Here is a 17,784-nt window from a genome sequence, read left to right on the forward strand (position 1 = left end):
CGCGCTGCGTTGCCGCTGTTGCCGTGTCAGTGGATGCGCATTATAGGGATACGAACGGGTTACACAACCACTTTTTCAATCTTTTTTTCCGTTCGCGCATTTTTCCACCCTTACGATTATTTTGCGCGCTGTTTTATCGTTTTTGGCAAGTCCGCCAGGCTATTAATGACCCAATCAGCCAGTTTTTCACCTTCTTCAGTCACCGGCTTGCCCGTTTTCACCAACACTTTAGTGCCGACGCCTGCCGCCTGCGCCGCCTGCATATCTTCTATTTTGTCGCCCACCATATAGGAAGCCGCCATATCAATATGCAGATGACGTTGCGCAGAGATGAACATGCCTGGCTGAGGTTTACGGCAATCGCACTGTTGACGGTATTCCCCTTCACCGGCATCAGGATGATGTGGACAGTAATAAATGCCATCCAGATCGACGCCCCGATCGGCCAGCGACCAATCCATCCACTCAGTCAGTTGCATGAACTGATCTTCAGTGAACTTCCCTCTGGCAATTCCTGACTGGTTAGTTACCAGCACCAGAGCAAAACCCATTTTTTTAAGCTCATGCAGGGCCTCAATCACCCCATCGATAAACTGAAACTGATCGATTTCATAAACATACCCATGGTCTACATTAATAGTACCGTCACGGTCGAGAAAAATTGCTGGAACGCTATTTACCACTTACCTTTGCTCCTGATGGCGTAAATTGTGCGTAGTATCGCATGTTTTCATCATCAATAGATGATGCCATGCCGATAGCTTCTTGATTGACTTAGACGTCTAGACGCCTTAACATCCCCTCCACATTGGGTCGGAACATCACGAGTTCTAATCCGGCCCTCGGCATCTTTGATAAAGCTTATGATTGAACTAATTAATATTACAAAGGTTTTTCAGCAAAAAAGCCGCGCCGTCACCGCGCTTGACGACGTAACATTACGCGTCCCTGCCGGTCAGATTTATGGCGTAATTGGCGCATCAGGTGCAGGAAAAAGCACGCTGATTCGTTGCGTGAATCTGCTGGAAAGACCGACCCAGGGGAAAGTGCTTATTGACGGCAAGGATCTGATGAGCCTGTCGGAAAGCCAGTTGACACGTACTCGTCGTCAAATCGGCATGATTTTCCAGCACTTTAATTTGTTGTCTTCACGCACTGTATTCGGCAACGTGGCGTTGCCGTTGGAACTGGACAACACCCCGGCTGCCGAAATCAAGCAGCGGGTCCATCAACTGCTGGATTTGGTTGGGCTATCAGACAAACATGACGCTTATCCGGCCAACCTGTCCGGCGGGCAAAAACAGCGCGTTGCGATTGCCCGCGCGCTGGCAAGTAATCCAAAAGTCTTGCTATGCGATGAAGCGACCAGTGCGCTGGACCCAGCCACCACCCGTTCGATTCTTGAATTACTGAAAGACATTAATCGCCGATTGGGGCTGACCATTCTGCTAATTACGCACGAAATGGATGTTGTTAAACGCATTTGTGATCAGGTGGCGGTGATCAGCGACGGTAAACTGATTGAGCAAGATACCGTCAGCGAAGTGTTCTCACACCCTAAAACGCCACTGGCGCAAAAGTTCATTCAATCCACCCTGCATCTGGATATTCCGGATGACTATCAGCAACGATTGTCGACGTCACCTCGCCAGGATAGCGTACCGCTATTACGCATGGAATTTACCGGTCAGTCGGTTGATGCACCACTACTGTCCGAAGTAGCCCGCAAATTCAACGTCAACAACAATATTATCAGTGCACAGATGGATTACGCCGGCGGCGTTAAATTCGGCATCATGCTGGCCGAAATGCACGGGCAAGACACCGACACTCAGGCAGCCATCGCCTTTCTGCAGCAACATCACGTGAATATTGAGGTATTGGGTTATGTCTGAAGCCATGATCTGGTTGCTTGCCCGCGGTGTATGGGAAACCGTGGTAATGACTTTCGTGTCAGGCTTTTTCGGCTTTGTGCTGGGGTTGCCTATCGGCGTGCTGTTGTATATCACCCGGCCCGGGCAGATTATCGCTAATCCCAAGCTCTACAGCAGTATTTCCGCGTTGGTAAACATCTTCCGCTCAATTCCCTTCATTATTTTATTGGTGTGGATGATTCCATTTACCCGCATCATTGTCGGAACCGCGATTGGCTTACAGGCAGCCATCGTACCGTTGACGGTGGGTGCAGCACCATTTATCGCCCGCATGGTAGAAAATGCCCTGCTGGAGATCCCAACCGGTTTAATCGAAGCAGCACGCGCCATGGGCGCCACGCCGTTGCAGATTATCCGCAAAATTCTACTGCCAGAGGCTCTTCCCGGCCTTATCAATGCCGCCACTATTACATTGATTACGCTGGTAGGCTATTCAGCCATGGGCGGAGCCGTCGGTGCCGGTGGTTTAGGACAAATTGGTTATCAGTACGGCTATGTCGGTTATAACGCCACCGTGATGAATACCGTACTGGTTCTGCTGGTAGTGCTGGTTTATCTGATTCAATTCTTTGGCGACAGAGCAGTACGCGCGGTTACCCATAAATAATGGGTTTATCATCGCGACTATCATTCTTCAGTGCAGGTTAAAACATTACATAGAGGTAAAAAATGGCAATTAAATTGAAATCTCTCGCAGCGGTTGGGGCGTTAATTGGTGCACTGGCGCTGGCAGGATGCGGTCAGGAGCAGAAGAACCCTAACCATATTAAAGTGGGCGTTATCGTTGGTGCCGAGCAGCAGGTAGCTGAAATTGCGCAGAAAGTCGCCAAAGAAAAATATGGCCTGGATGTTGAGCTGGTAACCTTTAATGATTATGTGCTGCCGAACGAAGCGCTGAGCAAAGGCGATATCGACCTGAATGCCTTCCAGCACAAACCGTATCTCGACCAGCAAATCAAAGATCGCGGCTACAAGCTGGTTTCCGTCGGCAACACGTTCGTGTATCCGATCGCGGGTTACTCCAAGAAAATCAAATCGCTGACCGAGTTGCAGAACGGCGCCCAAGTCGCCCTGCCTAACGACCCGACGAATCTGGGACGTTCGCTGCTGCTGCTGCAGAAAGTTGGCCTGATCAAACTGAAAGACAACGTTGGCCTGCTGCCAACCGTGCTGGATGTCACTGAAAACCAGAAAAACCTGAAACTGGTCGAGCTGGAAGCGCCGCAGTTACCACGCTCTCTGGACGACGATCAGATTGCTCTGGCCATCATCAATACCACTTACGCCAGTCAGATTAACCTGACGCCGACCAAAGACGGTTTGTTTGTGGAAGAAAAAGACTCGCCGTACGTTAACCTGCTGGTTGCTCGTGAAGACAACAAAGACGCAGAAAATGTGAAAAAATTCGTCAAGGCTTACCAGTCTGACGAGGTAAATCAGGCTGCGCTGAAGGTATTTAACGGTGGTGCGGTGAAAGGCTGGTAAGTTAATACTTACTTTATTGCACAAAAGAGAGTAAAGACGGGCATCTGCCCGTCTTGTTATTTTCTGTATAGCTTGCTTCAATAACCGCACTTTATCCAAGCCAGAGGAAAATTTATGCGTGCTGTACCTGTTCTACTGCTAGCGTTTTCGCTAACAGGATGTTCCCTGCTGCACAAACCTGCGGCACCGGCCCCGCAACCTCAGCCCCCGGTAGCTGTTGAACCGCCGCCGAAGCCGAAGCCGGTTGCGCATCCGGCACCAGCGGTGCTGTATAAAAGTGCAGAAGAACTGGTAGGCAAACCATTCCGTGATATGGGTGAAGTATCGGGCTCCTCCTGTCAATCCAGCGCGCAGGATACGCCTCCCAGTATTCCATCCGCCCGCAGAAAGATGCAGAACCGTGCTACCGCCATGAAAGCCAATGCCGTACTGTTGCATGACTGCCAAGTCGTCAGCAATGTGGCGGGATGCTACCGTCAGGCCGTTTGTCAGGGCACCGCACTGAAAGTTTCCGCGCAATGAGTCAATTTTGCTTTAATCAGATCGGCGTTATCCGTTCACCTTACAAAGAAAAATTTGCCGTTCCACGGCAGCCCGGTCTGATTAAGGATGGCGGTGGAGAATTGCATCTTCTCTCACCTTACAACCAACCCGAAGCCGTACGTGGGCTTGAAGACTTCAGCCACCTGTGGTTGTTGTTCATTTTTCACCAAACTGCTTCCGCAGGCTGGCGGCCGACCGTCAGACCTCCCCGTTTAGGCGGCAATACGCGTATGGGCGTATTCGCCACCCGCTCGACGTTTCGCCCGAATCCGATAGGTATGTCGCTGGTTGAACTGAAGGCAATACATACGGTGAAAGATAGCGTGATACTGGAGCTGGGCAGTCTGGATCTGGTGGATGGTACCCCCATCGTCGACATCAAACCGTATTTACCGTTTGCGGAAAGTCACCCTCAAGCTCGTGCGGGTTTCGCACAGTTAGCCCCTGCCGCCGATATGCCCGTCTGTTTTTCCGCGTTAGCGGAGCAACAGTTGATGGAACAACAACAATGTCACCCTAATTTACAACGTTTCATTACTCAGGTTTTGGCCCAGGACCCCCGACCGGCTTATCGCAAAGGGGAAGACGACGCCAAGGTTTATGCCGCCCGGCTACTGGAATTCAATGTCAAATGGCGCGTAATCAACGGGCAAACGGAAGTCATCAGCCTCGATATCGGTTAAAAAACACGGCAGCGCCTTTTGGGGAACGGCCCGCACTGGTAAACTAAACCACTTTTTCTGCCTGAACCACCGTTGTGGTTAATGCTATTTATTTGTTCTGACGGAACTCAAAATCATGCGTACAAGTCAATACATGCTCTCCACGCTGAAGGAGACGCCTGCCGATGCCGAAGTCATCAGCCATCAGTTGATGCTGCGTGCCGGGATGATTCGTAAACTGGCTTCCGGCCTTTATACCTGGCTGCCGACCGGTTTGCGGGTGCTGAAAAAAGTCGAAAACATCGTGCGTGAAGAAATGAATAACGCCGGTGCCATCGAAATTTCAATGCCGGTGGTTCAACCCGCCGATTTATGGCAGGAAAGCGGCCGCTGGGAACAATATGGCCCGGAACTGCTGCGCTTTGTTGACCGTGGCGACCGCCCTTTTGTGCTCGGCCCAACGCATGAAGAAGTGATTACTGATTTGATCCGTAACGAAATCAGCTCATACAAGCAGTTGCCGCTGAATTTCTATCAGATCCAGACCAAGTTCCGTGATGAGGTTCGTCCGCGTTTTGGTGTCATGCGTGCCCGCGAATTCCTGATGAAAGATGCCTATTCGTTCCATACCACGCAGGAATCCCTGCAGGTGACGTATGATGCGATGTTCGCCGCTTACAGCAAGATTTTCAGCCGTATGGACCTGGATTTCCGCCCGGTACAGGCGGATACCGGTTCAATCGGCGGCAATGCATCGCACGAATTCCAGGTACTGGCCAGCAGTGGCGAAGATGATATCGTGTTCTCCACGGCATCGGATTACGCAGCCAATATTGAGTTGGCGGAAGCTGTCGCTCCTGAACATAGCTTAAACGCGCCGGCCCAACCCATGACGCTGGTGGATACCCCTAACGCCAAAACGATTGCCGAGCTGGTCGCACAGTTCAACCTGCCGGTGGAAAAAACCGTGAAGACGTTGCTGGTGAAAGCGACCGAAGAAAGCGGCCATAAACTGGTTGCCCTGCTGGTACGCGGCGATCACGAGCTGAACGAAGTCAAAGCGGAAAAACTGGAGTTGGTTGCCAGCCCACTGACTTTTGCGACTGAGGATGAAATCCGTGCGGTTGTGAAAGCAGGCCCAGGCTCTCTGGGACCGGTCAACATGCCGGTGCCGGTTATCATCGACCGGACCGTGGCGGTAATGAGCGATTTCAGCGCCGGTGCCAATATCGATGGAAAACATTATTTCGGCATCAACTGGGAACGTGACGTCGCGCTACCGCAGGTTGCGGATATCCGTAATGTGGTAGAAGGCGATCGCAGCCCGGACGGTAAAGGCACGCTGCTCATCAAACGCGGTATCGAAGTAGGCCACATCTTCCAGTTGGGTAAAAAATATTCCGAAGCGTTGAAAGCCACGGTACAAGGTGAAGACGGTCGTAACCAGACTCTGACTATGGGGTGCTACGGTATCGGCGTCACACGTGTGATTGCCGCCGCCATTGAACAGAACCACGACGATCGCGGCATTATCTGGCCTGATGCGATTACGCCGTTCCAGGTCGCGATTCTGCCGATGAACATGCATAAATCCTTCCGCGTGCAGGAAGTGGCCGAAGGGATTTACCAGCAGTTACGCGCTAACGGCATCGATGTGTTACTGGATGATCGTAAGGAACGCCCTGGGGTGATGTTTGCGGACATGGAGCTGATCGGTATTCCGCACACCATCGTGATCGGCGATCGCAATTTGGATAATGACGAGATCGAATACAAACACCGTCGTAAAGGCGAAAAAGAGATGATCAAAGCCGGCGATATCGTCGAATTCTTGTTATCTCAGTGCGCCCGATAACACAGGCCGTATCGCAGATATAAAAAATGGTGGGGCAACCCACCATTTTTTTGTGCCATGTTAATTATTGTACGAGTTACTCGCGGAACAGTTCTTCGATATCCAGACCTTGTACCTGCAGAATTTCACGCAGACGACGCAAGCCTTCTACCTGAATCTGGCGAACCCGTTCGCGGGTCAGACCTATTTCACGACCGACATCTTCCAGCGTCGCCGCCTCATATCCCAACAGACCGAAACGGCGTGCCAGTACTTCGCGCTGTTTAGCGTTCAGTTCAAACAACCACTTAACGATATTCTGTTTCATATCGTTATCCTGAGTGGTGTCTTCCGGGCCGTTATCCTTCTCATCGGCCAGAATATCCAGCAACGCTTTTTCCGAATCGCCTCCCAGCGGCGTATCTACCGATGTGATGCGCTCGTTAAGACGCAGCATACGGTTTACGTCATCCACCGGTTTATCCAACCGTTCGGCAATCTCTTCCGCACTCGGCTCGTGGTCAAGCTTGTGAGAAAGCTCACGCGCAGTACGCAGGTAGACATTGAGTTCTTTAACGATATGGATAGGTAAACGAATAGTACGCGTCTGGTTCATGATGGCCCGTTCAATGGTCTGACGGATCCACCAAGTGGCATATGTTGAAAAACGGAACCCACGTTCAGGGTCAAATTTCTCAACGGCACGGATCAGGCCGAGGTTCCCTTCTTCAATCAAGTCCAGCAACGCCAGTCCTCGATTGTTGTAGCGGCGGGCGATCTTCACCACCAGCCGCAGGTTACTCTCAATCATACGGCGGCGAGAGGAGAGATCGCCGCGTAGCGCCCGACGGGCAAAATAGACTTCTTCTTCCGCCGTCAGAAGAGGTGAGTAGCCGATCTCTCCCAAATAGAGCTGAGTAGCATCCAGCACACGCTGTGCAGTTCCTTGCGAGAGCAATTCCTCATCGAGTAGATCGCTATCGCCGGTTTCTTCCTCTGCCAGCGCTTTGTCGTCAAAAACGTCGACTCCATTCTCATCAAATTCAGCATCTTCATGTAACTCGTTAACTTTCAGCGTATTTTGGCTCATAAGTGGCTCCTACCCGTGATCCCATGGCAGAATACCGAAATACTCTGCCCGATTTATCGCTGCGGAAGGAAACGCAGCGGGTTTACGGATTTCCCCTTGTAACGAATTTCAAAATGCAAGCGTACTGAACTGGTTCCGGTGCTACCCATGGTAGCGATTTGTTGACCCGCCTTTACCTCTTGTTGTTCCCGGACCAGCATGGTTTCGTTATGGGCATAGGCGCTCAGGTAATCATCATTATGTTTGATGATTATCAGATTACCGTAACCGCGTAACGCGTTACCCGCATACACCACGCGCCCGGAAGCGGTAGCGACGACGGATTGCCCACGTGAGCCGGCGATATCAATCCCTTTATTTCCCCCCTCTGAGGCTGAGAAACTATCTATGACTTTCCCATCTGTAGGCCAACGCCAACTGGCAATTGCCGTATTGGTTTGCGTCGGTTCGGTAGCAGGAAGCGTAGCTGCCGCCCCTGCCGCAGGCAGCATCTTACCGCCCGCATTCTGTTTACCCGAATCCTCAGAATACGCATTAGTTGGTTGAGAATCAACCTGCGCAGTTTGCATTTGTGTCGGGGACGATGCCGATACGGCGCCAGCCGCGGCGGCGTTGGCCGGCAGCATATGGCCGCTGCTGTTTGCATTATTATTGCCCGACAACATACGACCGCCGCCAGAGGCTTTGGCGGCATTCTCAGGCAACATATGGCCGCTGTTGGCCGGGTTGCCGGCGACAGGAGTGGACACCGCCGGCGCACTGGCAATCGCCATACCTTGCGTGTTCCCCCCGGAGTTCATATTACTGCCGAGGCTCAGCGACTGACCGACATTCAGACTATACGGCTCCTGAATGTTGTTGCGTTGCGCCAGCTCGCGATAATCATTACCGGTAATCCAGGCGATATAGAACAACGTATCACCACGTTTTACCGTGTAGTTATTGCCGGTATAACTCCCTTTGGGGATGCTGTTATAACTGCGGTTATAGACGATTTTCCCTTCATGAGTAGTGATTGGCGCCCCGCTCGCCGTTTGACCGGCGCTCGCTGAAGGAACGGGCTGCGTATTATTGTTGACGCTTCCCATGCTGGAGATACGCGGCGGTGGTGAATAGGTGGTCGTACTGCCTGAACGGCTTCCTCCGCCGTTACCTCCTACGCTGCTGATCGGGGCTGACTGATTATTGTCGTTTGCACAACCAGCCAGTCCCAGAGTAATAACCGAACACACAGCGATCTGACGCCAGTTAACGATTTGGCTTCCCATGCGCCAAATTCCCCCTATAACCAAAAATGACGAAATCTGTCCGGCCCCGACGTGACTCGCTCGGGATACCCTGATGAAGGCTGGCGATCATGCGCAACGGAGCAATAAACAATAGCCACCGTTCATGTTGGTCGTCGATACAAACAGGCGATACCCGCACAGTGCTGTCTGGCGGCCATGCCGTACCAACAGGGTTAAGACACGGACAACGACGGGACACAGCCTATCAATATCAATCCGTTATCACCATAAGACAGTTGTATTGAAATTTTAAAGACAGACGTTTTTACTGCTGAATACGTTAATGCGAGTGCAACGGTATCAAGCCAATTCCCCTTTGACCAGCGGAACAAACCGAACCGTTTCTACTGTCTGGATAATAAATTCGCTATTGCGGTGCACAACCACCTGCAATGTTTGCTGCTGCTCGCCCACCGGCAACACCATAATGCCGCCCTCATCCAGTTGCGCCATCAGGGCTGAGGGGATCTCAGGCGGTGCGGCGGTGACAATGATCGCATCGAACGGACCTTTAGACGACCAGCCTTGCCAGCCGTCGCCATGGCGAGTGGAGACATTGTGCAGATCCAACTGCTTGAGACGCCGTTTAGCCTGCCATTGCAGGCCCTTAATGCGCTCAACCGAAAAGACATGCCTCACCAGATGCGCCAGTATCGCGGTCTGATAACCGGAACCGGTGCCGATTTCCAGCACGCGGGATTCTGTCGTCAGCCGCAGTAATTCGGTCATTCTGGCAACGGTATAAGGTTGGGAAATGGTTTGTCCGGAGCCAATCGGCAACGCGACATTATCATAGGCTTTATGCTCGAAAGCCTCGTCAACAAAACGCTCACGAGGAACCGAAGCCATCGCCTGCAACAGACGTTCATCCTGAATACCCTGCTGGCGAAGCTGTGTCAGCAGTGTTTGTACGCGTTTGTTCACCATCCCTTGCCAGCTCCAGCGTTAGCCCTGCTCATCAACTCGCTCCGTCCTCCGATAGCAAAGAAAACCGACCGTCCATTTCAGGATAACTTACGCATTTGAAACCGAAAAACCGACCATTATGACTCGGTGTTTTCCTGCGCAACAGGAAGCAGTAACTCTCGCACCACGCTGGTAGCAAAGCATCCGGCAGGCAACCAAAAGTGTAACGCAAGCGTAGCGTCATCCTGCCATGACCAGCGCATCTCTTGCGGATACATCATGATGGCGCGGCGTGCGCTCTCAACCCGTTCGCGCGTCAGCAATGACAGCAACAGCGATTGCTCCTGCAGACACAACTGCTCAAACGCCAGTGCCTGTGCTTGCACGCCTGGTTCCCCCTGCCCGGGTAATGCAGCGGTAATCTGTAACTCGCCGGCATTTACACGCGATTGTACATCTGCGCTCGCTTGTACGTCGTCCGGTTTAACCACGAACCAACTACCGCGACCAGTCAGTTGCAGCGCATCGCCCGTTAAGACCTGCGTTGCGCCATACGTCGCCAGACGGGCACTGGCTATCTGGTTAAAGAGCTCACTACGAACAGCGGAAAGATAGAAGCTTCGCTTACTACGTTCTTTAACACGAATCTCGTTACTCGCCCAACGCCGGGCCTGTTCCAGATTATTGCCATCATGACCAAAACGCTGACTACCGAAATAATTAGGCACGCCTCTGGCTGCAATTAAGGCCAGACGGTTTTCAACATCAGGCCGGTTGCTAATCTCACGCAGCACCAAGCTGAAATGGTTGCCGCGTAACGCGCCAATACGCAGTTTACGGCGATGGCGCTGCGCTTCAAGGATTTCACACCCTTCCAGTGCAAATGCCGACCATTCAGGGTCCACTTTTCCCGGCAAATGAAGACAAAACCACTGTTCGGTCACGGCATGACGATCCTTCAATCCGGCATAACTGACGGAACGTGCCGGGATCCCGGCGAACTTCGCCAGCGCTTCCGCCACAAAAACCGTATTGCATCCTCGTTTGCGCAGGCGCACCAGCACATGTTCACCGTCACCGTCTGCGGTAAACCCCAAATCTTCGGCAACGAAGAAATCATCCGGCGATGCCTTGAGTATTCCCGTAGCGACAGGTTCACCATGCAGCCAAAACAGTGATTCACACGCCATCACCATGCCACAACTCCGGCGGCGTCACTCCGCACCAGTAACACCACCGCTTCACAGGCAATCCCCTCGCCACGCCCGGTGAAACCTAACTGCTCCGTCGTGGTGGCTTTAACATTGACGTCATCCATATGTGATTGCAGATCTTCGGCAATGTTGACGCGCATTTGCGGGATATGCGGCGCCATTTTGGGCGCCTGAGCAATGATAGTGACATCGAGATTACCCAGTTGGTAGCCTTTATCGGTGATGCGACGCCAGGCCTCACGCAAAAGCTCGCGACTGTCGATGCCGCGATATGCCGGGTCGGTGTCGGGAAACAGTTTTCCGATATCGCCCATCGCCGCGGCGCCCAGCAGTGCGTCAGTGACGGCATGTAGCACAACATCACCATCGGAATGCGCCAGTAAACCGCGCTCATAGGGAATACGTACCCCACCGATCACCAGCGGGCCTTCGCCGCCAAATTTATGCACATCAAAACCGTGACCGATACGCATCACTCAGGCTCCTTTATTATCGTGTTAATCATGATCCGGGCTGCGGGTCAAATAAAACTCCGCCAGAGCCAGATCTTCCGGGCGTGTGACTTTGATATTGTCTGCACGCCCCGGAACAATCTGCGGTCGATAGCCGCAATATTCCAGCGCGGAGGCTTCATCGGTGATGGTTGCCCCCTCACACAACGCGCGCTCCAGAGACTCCCGCAGCAGCGCCAGCGGGAATAATTGCGGCGTCAGAGCGTGCCACAGCGCTTCTCGTTCCACCGTATGGTCAATCCGCCCATCACGGCTTCGCTTCATGGTATCACGTACCGGCGCCGCCAAAATGCCGCCCACTTCACTCTGACCGGTCAGCAGCAGCAGCCGCGACAGGTCATCCTGATGTAAACAAGGTCGTGCGGCATCATGAACCAACACCCAATCAGCCTGCCGTACATGCTGCAACCCGGCCAACACCGAGTCGGCGCGCTGCCGACCGCCGGTCACCACCTGAATACGGGGATCCGAAGCCAGCGGCAATGCCGAAAAATAAGGATCATCGGCACTGATGGCGATAACAACCCGATGAATACGCGGGTGGCGCAACAACGCCGCAACCGTATGTTCGAGAATGGTTTTATTACCGATGGAAAGATACTGTTTGGGGCGGTCGCTCTGCATCCGGCTGCCGTTACCAGCCGCCGGCAGAACAGCGACCACCTCAGCCAACGCATGATTTGGGGTAGACATACCTAGCGAGACATCGATGATGAAGTGGAAGACGTGGGGGAAGGCGATGCAGGTGATGAGTGGGCGCCGGCACGGCGATCCGCCTGATCGGCCACCAAACGATAAAAACTTTCACCCGGTTTGGTCATGCCCAACTCGTTGCGTGCCCGTTCCTCAATGGCTTCCTGACCACCGTTGAGATCGTCGATTTCCGCGAACAGCTGTTCGTTACGGGATTTCAGTTTGACGTTGTTGGCCTGCTGCACCGCCACGTCATCCTTCACCCGCACATAGTCATGAACACCATTTTTCCCCAGCCAGAGCGAATACTGCAACCAACCGAGGATAATCAACAATAATAGCGAAAGTTTTCCCATCCAGCCCCCTGAAAAGCCGCCTAATCATCCCATAACTTTTGTCAGGACTCCACCTCCGCCAACAAGCGGCCTCTACCTAATGACGGGAAAAAACGGATAGAGCCGGATAACGGCGGATTTAACTCGCGACGGATAAAGTTATTCACTCATAGACATGGTTTTATCAAGGACGTAAACAGTCTGAAATCGATGTTATGCCGGGTCGCGGTTGCCTGCGCCGCTACCACCCGGTGATAAGCAGGAATACCAGCCAGAACAAGCCTGGAATACTGACTGCACAGCAGAGCATCATCCACACCGCATGATTCGGCAACAAAACGCGAAACAACATCCCGATCAGTACCGACAGCGGCATCAATGCCAAAAAGAAAGGCCAGGTATAGAGCATTAGCAACAGCGTGGAATTCAAACCGTAGAACATGAAAGGAAGGGAAAAAGCCAGCCAGTAAAAGCAAAAACCAGCCACTGCGCCCACCAACGGGCTGTAAGAAGCAGAGGAAATCTCTTCTTCCTCCTCATCATCATGACCGGTTTGTGTACTGCTATCAGATAATGGCGTCACGCTCTGCATCATCGTTCCTGCTTACCCATGACAGGGTAACCGTTGGCCAGAAAACTATACCTTCACCACCTTCACCTTCACCGACAACCGACGGCGCTCAACATATCACTCATGCAAATACGCACGATGCAATACGGCCTTACGGTGTCGGCAAAGGGCAAGCTGAGGCTTAGATGATAGCTCGACCATGCAACATATCTAATAATTCGTCGACTAAATTTGTTACCAATTGTTGGCCGTCAAGATGCAATTCAGGCTGCTCCGGCGACTCATAAACCGCATCGATACCGGTGAAATTACGTAGTTCTCCGGCCCGTGCTTTCCGGTAGAGACCTTTAGGGTCGCGGGCTTCACAAATAGCCAGCGGCGTATCGACGAACACTTCAAGAAACTGTCCCTGATCAAGCAGTTCGCGGACCATCTGTCGTTCAGCACGATGCGGAGAGATAAACGCCGTTAATACAACCAGCCCCGCATCGACCATCAACCGGGCAACTTCACCTACCCGGCGGATGTTCTCACGCCGGTCGTCATCGCTGAATCCCAAATCCCGGCACAAACCATGCCGAACGTTGTCGCCATCCAGCAGATAGGTGCTGACACCCCGAGCAAACAACGCCTGTTCCAGCGCGCCGGCCAGGGTAGATTTGCCTGAGCCCGACAACCCGGTGAACCATACCACCACGCCCCGATGCCCATGCTGCCGTTCACGGTCTTCACGCGTGACGGCATGATCATGCCATACCACATTGTCATCGACCGGTTGAGAATGCGTGTGCGCCACGTTATTTCCCTCCCAACAGGTCACGCGCGCCCCAATGCGGGAAATGGCGACGAATCAATGCATTCAGTTCCAACTCAAACGCACTGTAATCGCCGGCGTCCGGTATCTCCTGCCCGAGTGGCTCACGTACCAATCCAGCGCCTACCGTCACATTGCTCAAACGGTCGATAAAAATCATACCGCCGGTAACAGGGTTATGCTGATACTTATCCAGCACCAGCGGTTCATCAAAGACCAGCTCGACCAGACCAATGCCGTTAAGCGGCAGCGATTCGGTCACACGCTGAGTCAACGTATTGATGTCCACTTGATAATCGACGTTTTCTACCCGGGCTCGGGTTTTCTTGCCTGCAATCTTAATGTCGTAACTGCGCCCCGCCACCAGCGGTTGCTCCGCCATCCAGACTACATCGACTTTCGCGCTGCGCACCGATTGCAGTGTTTCCTCGCTGCCGACCAGCAAATCGCCGCGGCTGATGTCGACCTCGCTGGATAATACCAGCGTTACCGCTTCGCCAGCCTGCGCTTGCTGTAAGTCGCCATCAAAGGTGACGATACGACTCACGCTGGATTCCACCCCGGACGGCAGCACCTTCACTCGCTGTCCGACCCGTACCGTGCCTGACGCCACCGTACCGGCATAACCACGAAAATCCAGATTCGGGCGGTTAACATACTGCACCGGGAAACGCATCGGCTGGCTCAGGCTGCGGGCAGAAACATTGACTGTTTCCAGCACCTCCAGCAACGTCGGGCCATGATACCAACTCATGGTCGAGCTTGGCGTCGCCACGTTATCGCCATCGAGAGCGGAAATCGGCACAAAAGTGATATCCAGATCCGCCGGTAACTGGTCGGCGAAATCCAGATAATCGCGTTTGAACTGGTCAAAGACCGCCTGCTGGTACGCCACCAGATCCATCTTGTTGACCGCCACCACCAGATGGCGAATGCCCAACAGCGTCGCAATAAAACTGTGGCGGCGAGTCTGATCCAATACGCCTTTGCGCGCATCGATCAACAGAATCGCCAGCTCGCAGGTAGACGCGCCGGTCGCCATATTCCGGGTGTACTGCTCGTGCCCCGGCGTATCCGCGATGATGAACTTGCGTTTCTCAGTGGAAAAATAGCGGTAAGCCACATCAATAGTGATGCCTTGCTCACGCTCGGCCTGCAAGCCATCCACCAGCAATGCCAAATCAAGCTTTTCGCCCTGCGTACCGAGACGTTTACTGTCATTGTGCAGCGTCGAGAGCTGATCTTCGTAAATCTGGCGAGTATCGTGCAGCAGTCGGCCAATTAGGGTGCTTTTACCATCGTCAACGCTGCCGCAGGTCAGAAAACGCAGCAGGCTTTTGTTCTGCTGTGCATGAAGATACGCTTCAACCCCGCCCTGCTCGGCAATCTGTTTTGCAATACTATGATTCATTTGACGATTCCTCAGAAGTACCCTTGACGCTTTTTCAGCTCCATGGAGCCGGCCTGATCGCGGTCAATAACCCGTCCCTGACGCTCGCTGGTAGTGGATACCAACATCTCTTCAATAATTTCCGGCAACGTCTGCGCCTGTGACTCCACCGCGCCGGTCAGCGGCCAGCAGCCGAGCGTACGAAAACGCACCATGCGCTTGGCAATCACTTCGCCCGGTTGCAGGTCGATGCGGTCATCATCCACCATCAACAGCATACCGTCGCGCTCAAGCACCGGACGTTCGGCAGCCAGATACAGCGGCACAATATCGATATTTTCCAGATAGATATACTGCCAGATATCCAGTTCGGTCCAGTTGGACAGCGGGAACACGCGGATGCTTTCCCCTTTGTTAATCTGGCCGTTATAGTTGTTCCATAGCTCCGGGCGCTGATTTTTCGGGTCCCAGCGATGAGCGCGATCGCGGAAAGAGTAAATTCGCTCTTTCGCGCGAGATTTTTCCTCGTCACGGCGGGCTCCGCCAAACGCCGCATCAAAACCGTACTTGTCCAGCGCCTGTTTCAACCCTTCGGTTTTCATGATGTCGGTATGTTTAGCGCTGCCATGTACAAACGGGTTGATTCCCATCGCGACGCCTTCCGGGTTCTGGTGCACCAGCAACTCGCAGCCATAGGCTTTGGCGGTACGATCACGGAATTCGTACATTTCGCGGAATTTCCAGCCGGTATCGACATGCAGCAGCGGAAACGGCAGCGTCCCTGGAAAAAACGCCTTGCGAGCAAGGTGCAGCATCACGGAAGAATCTTTGCCGATGGAATACAACATCACCGGGTTACTGAATTCGGCCGCCACCTCGCGAATGATGTGAATACTTTCTGCTTCAAGCTGTTTTAAATGCGTGAGTCTTTTCTCGTCCATAACCTTAACCTTAAGCCAGATTCACCACGGCCGAACGCCCATCAGTCGGCGTCATCCGCGCTTGTTCACCAAACCAGGCGATGTGTTGATGCAAATTCACCACTTCGCCAATCACCAACAGTGCCGGCGTCGGAGCCTGTTGTGCCAGAGATTCCAGCTCCGCCAGTGTTCCGGTCAGCACCACCTGATCCTGCCGCGTACCGCGACCGATGACCGCGACCGGTGTATCCGGCGCCCGGCCATGTGCGATCAGCTGTTGGCTGATTTCCGCCGATTTCACCGTCCCCATATAGATAGCCAATGTCTGCCGGCCACGCGCCAGCGTCGACCAATCCAGCGCGTCGCCATCCGGCCGACAATGCCCGGTGATGAATATCACGCTCTGTGCGTAATCCCGGTGCGTCAGCGGAATACCGGCATACGCCGTAGCGCCTGCGGCGGCAGTAATACCCGGCACCACCTGAAACGGAATCCCCGCCTGCGCCACTTGCTGCAATTCTTCTCCACCGCGCCCAAAAATAAAGGGATCGCCGCCCTTTAGCCGCACCACCCGTTTCCCTTCCTGCGCCAGCTTCACCAACAGCGCATTAATGTCCTCTTGCGGCAGCAGGTGCGCGCTGGCGCGCTTGCCGACACAAATCCGCTCCGCATCACGACGCACCAGATCCAGCACATCATTACTGACCAGATGATCGTAAAGCACTACATCCGCCTGCTGGATAACCTGCAAACCGCGTAATGTCAGCAAACCGGCATCGCCGGGACCTGCGCCGACCAGCGCGACCTCGCCCTGTCGGACATCAGGCTGATCCAGTTGTTGCGCCAGTTCCTGTTCGGCCTGAGCCAGTTGACCGGCGGCAACCAGACTGGAAAAGCGGCCGCTAAAAATACGCTCCCAAAAACGACGTCGCTCCGTTACCGATGCCAGCCGCTGCTTAATGCGACCACGCCATTTTCCAGCCAGCTCCGCCATCTGCCCCAAGCGGGCAGGCAACAACGCTTCCAGCTTTTCACGCAATAAGCGCGCCAGTACCGGTGCCTGACCGCCGGACGAAATCGCCACCACCAACGGCGAGCGGTCAATCAGCGACGGGAAAATAAATGAGCATTTGGGCTGGTCATCCACCACGTTAACCAGCAACTGGCGCCGATCCGCTTCCTCGAAGACCGTGGCATTCAACGCCCCGTCGTCCGTCGCCGCTATCACCAGAAATACGTTATCCAACAGCGCTGGCGAAAAATCCTGCGCTACCCATGCCAGTTGCCCGGCCTGATATCGCGCATGAAGCGGCTCACATAACGACCGTGCCGCCACCCGGACATCCGCCCCGGCCCGTTGCAACAAATCAATTTTGCGAGTCGCCACTTCACCGCCGCCAACCACCAGCACGGGGCGTTTGCGAAGATCGGCGAATAGAGGGAGATAGTTCACAGATGCCTTTACTAAGCTAAAAAATTTATAACGCGACTATAAAACGTGAAGAGAAAGGTTATGAAATGCCGAATTAGTATGATTAGTTCCGTAATGGAATAACAAACTGCGCGTGAAAGAATAAAAACGCTTAATAACG

Annotated in this window: 19 protein-coding genes; 6 read left to right on the forward strand and 13 right to left on the reverse strand. The window is 53.4% G+C overall.

What is annotated here, in order from left to right:
* Positions 1-116: 116 nt before the first annotated feature.
* The gene (gmhB, locus tag FDP13_RS11090; protein WP_033577318.1) at positions 117-683 is read right to left on the reverse strand and encodes a D-glycero-beta-D-manno-heptose 1,7-bisphosphate 7-phosphatase; all 567 of its coding nucleotides are present in this window, start codon (positions 681-683) and stop codon (positions 117-119) included.
* A gap of 180 nt (positions 684-863) precedes the next feature.
* Between gmhB and metN the strand changes: the two genes are divergently transcribed.
* The 6 genes from metN to proS all read left to right on the forward strand — a co-directional run bounded on the left by metN (position 864) and on the right by proS (position 6,479).
* Positions 864-1,895: a methionine ABC transporter ATP-binding protein MetN gene (gene metN / locus FDP13_RS11095; protein WP_012768605.1), complete on the forward strand. Its 1,032-nt coding sequence runs from the start codon at positions 864-866 to the stop codon at positions 1,893-1,895.
* Positions 1,888-2,541, forward strand: coding sequence for a methionine ABC transporter permease MetI (locus tag FDP13_RS11100; RefSeq protein ID WP_012768604.1), 654 nt, complete (start codon positions 1,888-1,890; stop codon positions 2,539-2,541). The genes metN and FDP13_RS11100 overlap by 8 nt, the downstream gene beginning before the upstream one ends.
* A 62-nt stretch (positions 2,542-2,603) precedes the next feature.
* A complete protein-coding gene (locus tag FDP13_RS11105; protein WP_012768603.1) occupies positions 2,604-3,419 on the forward strand; it encodes a MetQ/NlpA family lipoprotein in 816 nt (271 codons plus the stop codon).
* 114 nt (positions 3,420-3,533) lie between these two features.
* Entirely contained in the window at positions 3,534-3,941 is a 408-nt protein-coding gene (rcsF, locus tag FDP13_RS11110) for an Rcs stress response system protein RcsF (RefSeq protein WP_012768602.1), read from the forward strand.
* Positions 3,938-4,645, forward strand: a complete 708-nt coding sequence (gene tsaA / locus FDP13_RS11115) for a tRNA (N6-threonylcarbamoyladenosine(37)-N6)-methyltransferase TrmO (protein ID WP_012768601.1) — start codon at positions 3,938-3,940, stop codon at positions 4,643-4,645. The genes rcsF and tsaA overlap by 4 nt, the downstream gene beginning before the upstream one ends.
* 115 nt (positions 4,646-4,760) lie before the next feature.
* Complete coding sequence (gene proS / locus FDP13_RS11120) at positions 4,761-6,479, forward strand: proline--tRNA ligase (RefSeq protein ID WP_143839459.1); 1,719 nt, start codon at positions 4,761-4,763, stop codon at positions 6,477-6,479.
* A gap of 76 nt (positions 6,480-6,555) precedes the next feature.
* Here the strand turns inward: proS and rpoS are convergent, their stop codons facing one another.
* The 12 genes from rpoS to cysG form a co-directional block, all read right to left on the reverse strand.
* Positions 6,556-7,548: an RNA polymerase sigma factor RpoS gene (gene rpoS / locus FDP13_RS11125; protein ID WP_012768599.1), complete on the reverse strand. Its 993-nt coding sequence runs from the start codon at positions 7,546-7,548 to the stop codon at positions 6,556-6,558.
* 53 nt (positions 7,549-7,601) lie between these two features.
* Positions 7,602-8,816, reverse strand: a complete 1,215-nt coding sequence (gene nlpD / locus FDP13_RS11130) for a murein hydrolase activator NlpD (protein ID WP_012768598.1) — start codon at positions 8,814-8,816, stop codon at positions 7,602-7,604.
* A 321-nt stretch (positions 8,817-9,137) separates the two neighbouring features.
* Positions 9,138-9,764, reverse strand: coding sequence for a protein-L-isoaspartate(D-aspartate) O-methyltransferase (locus FDP13_RS11135; RefSeq protein ID WP_012768597.1), 627 nt, complete (start codon positions 9,762-9,764; stop codon positions 9,138-9,140).
* 116 nt (positions 9,765-9,880) lie between these two features.
* Positions 9,881-10,939, reverse strand: a complete 1,059-nt coding sequence (gene truD, locus FDP13_RS11140) for a tRNA pseudouridine(13) synthase TruD (RefSeq protein ID WP_143839460.1) — start codon at positions 10,937-10,939, stop codon at positions 9,881-9,883.
* Entirely contained in the window at positions 10,933-11,430 is a 498-nt protein-coding gene (gene ispF, locus FDP13_RS11145; RefSeq protein WP_012768595.1) for a 2-C-methyl-D-erythritol 2,4-cyclodiphosphate synthase, read from the reverse strand. Before ispF ends, truD begins: the two co-directional genes overlap by 7 nt.
* Positions 11,431-11,454: 24 nt before the next feature.
* Entirely contained in the window at positions 11,455-12,162 is a 708-nt protein-coding gene (gene ispD, locus FDP13_RS11150) for a 2-C-methyl-D-erythritol 4-phosphate cytidylyltransferase (protein WP_033577322.1), read from the reverse strand.
* A 2-nt stretch (positions 12,163-12,164) separates the two neighbouring features.
* The gene (ftsB, locus tag FDP13_RS11155; RefSeq protein ID WP_033577323.1) at positions 12,165-12,518 is read right to left on the reverse strand and encodes a cell division protein FtsB; all 354 of its coding nucleotides are present in this window, start codon (positions 12,516-12,518) and stop codon (positions 12,165-12,167) included.
* A 220-nt stretch (positions 12,519-12,738) separates the two neighbouring features.
* Positions 12,739-13,089, reverse strand: a complete 351-nt coding sequence (locus FDP13_RS11160) for a DUF3561 family protein (RefSeq protein ID WP_012768592.1) — start codon at positions 13,087-13,089, stop codon at positions 12,739-12,741.
* A gap of 160 nt (positions 13,090-13,249) precedes the next feature.
* The gene (cysC, locus tag FDP13_RS11165; protein WP_012768591.1) at positions 13,250-13,864 is read right to left on the reverse strand and encodes an adenylyl-sulfate kinase; all 615 of its coding nucleotides are present in this window, start codon (positions 13,862-13,864) and stop codon (positions 13,250-13,252) included.
* A gap of 1 nt (position 13,865) precedes the next feature.
* Entirely contained in the window at positions 13,866-15,293 is a 1,428-nt protein-coding gene (gene cysN, locus FDP13_RS11170) for a sulfate adenylyltransferase subunit CysN (RefSeq protein ID WP_027711064.1), read from the reverse strand.
* Between the two features lie 11 nt (positions 15,294-15,304).
* Positions 15,305-16,213 (reverse strand): sulfate adenylyltransferase subunit CysD, encoded by a 909-nt coding sequence (gene cysD / locus FDP13_RS11175; RefSeq protein ID WP_012768589.1) that lies wholly within the window; start codon positions 16,211-16,213, stop codon positions 15,305-15,307.
* Positions 16,214-16,223: 10 nt separating this feature from the next.
* Positions 16,224-17,645 (reverse strand): siroheme synthase CysG, encoded by a 1,422-nt coding sequence (gene cysG, locus FDP13_RS11180; RefSeq protein WP_143839461.1) that lies wholly within the window; start codon positions 17,643-17,645, stop codon positions 16,224-16,226.
* Positions 17,646-17,784: the final 139 nt, after the last annotated feature.

This window comes from Dickeya sp. ws52 (genome assembly GCF_007210685.1).
Taxonomy (GTDB): domain Bacteria; phylum Pseudomonadota; class Gammaproteobacteria; order Enterobacterales; family Enterobacteriaceae; genus Dickeya; species Dickeya chrysanthemi.

Bases quoted from the DNA above. Each gene is read 5' to 3' on its own strand.
- metN (WP_012768605.1), top strand. From the start codon at position 864: ATGATTGAACTAATTAATATTACAAAGGTTTTTCAGCAAAAAAGCCGC.
- FDP13_RS11100 (WP_012768604.1), top strand. From the start codon at position 1,888: ATGTCTGAAGCCATGATCTGGTTGCTTGCCCGCGGTGTATGGGAAACC.
- FDP13_RS11105 (WP_012768603.1), top strand. From the start codon at position 2,604: ATGGCAATTAAATTGAAATCTCTCGCAGCGGTTGGGGCGTTAATTGGT.
- rcsF (WP_012768602.1), top strand. From the start codon at position 3,534: ATGCGTGCTGTACCTGTTCTACTGCTAGCGTTTTCGCTAACAGGATGT.
- tsaA (WP_012768601.1), top strand. From the start codon at position 3,938: ATGAGTCAATTTTGCTTTAATCAGATCGGCGTTATCCGTTCACCTTAC.
- proS (WP_143839459.1), top strand. From the start codon at position 4,761: ATGCGTACAAGTCAATACATGCTCTCCACGCTGAAGGAGACGCCTGCC.
- rpoS (WP_012768599.1), bottom strand. From the start codon at position 7,548: ATGAGCCAAAATACGCTGAAAGTTAACGAGTTACATGAAGATGCTGAA.
- nlpD (WP_012768598.1), bottom strand. From the start codon at position 8,816: ATGGGAAGCCAAATCGTTAACTGGCGTCAGATCGCTGTGTGTTCGGTT.
- FDP13_RS11135 (WP_012768597.1), bottom strand. From the start codon at position 9,764: ATGGTGAACAAACGCGTACAAACACTGCTGACACAGCTTCGCCAGCAG.
- truD (WP_143839460.1), bottom strand. From the start codon at position 10,939: ATGGTGATGGCGTGTGAATCACTGTTTTGGCTGCATGGTGAACCTGTC.
- ispF (WP_012768595.1), bottom strand. From the start codon at position 11,430: ATGCGTATCGGTCACGGTTTTGATGTGCATAAATTTGGCGGCGAAGGC.
- ispD (WP_033577322.1), bottom strand. From the start codon at position 12,162: ATGTCTACCCCAAATCATGCGTTGGCTGAGGTGGTCGCTGTTCTGCCG.
- ftsB (WP_033577323.1), bottom strand. From the start codon at position 12,518: ATGGGAAAACTTTCGCTATTATTGTTGATTATCCTCGGTTGGTTGCAG.
- FDP13_RS11160 (WP_012768592.1), bottom strand. From the start codon at position 13,089: ATGCAGAGCGTGACGCCATTATCTGATAGCAGTACACAAACCGGTCAT.
- cysN (WP_027711064.1), bottom strand. From the start codon at position 15,293: ATGAATCATAGTATTGCAAAACAGATTGCCGAGCAGGGCGGGGTTGAA.
- cysD (WP_012768589.1), bottom strand. From the start codon at position 16,213: ATGGACGAGAAAAGACTCACGCATTTAAAACAGCTTGAAGCAGAAAGT.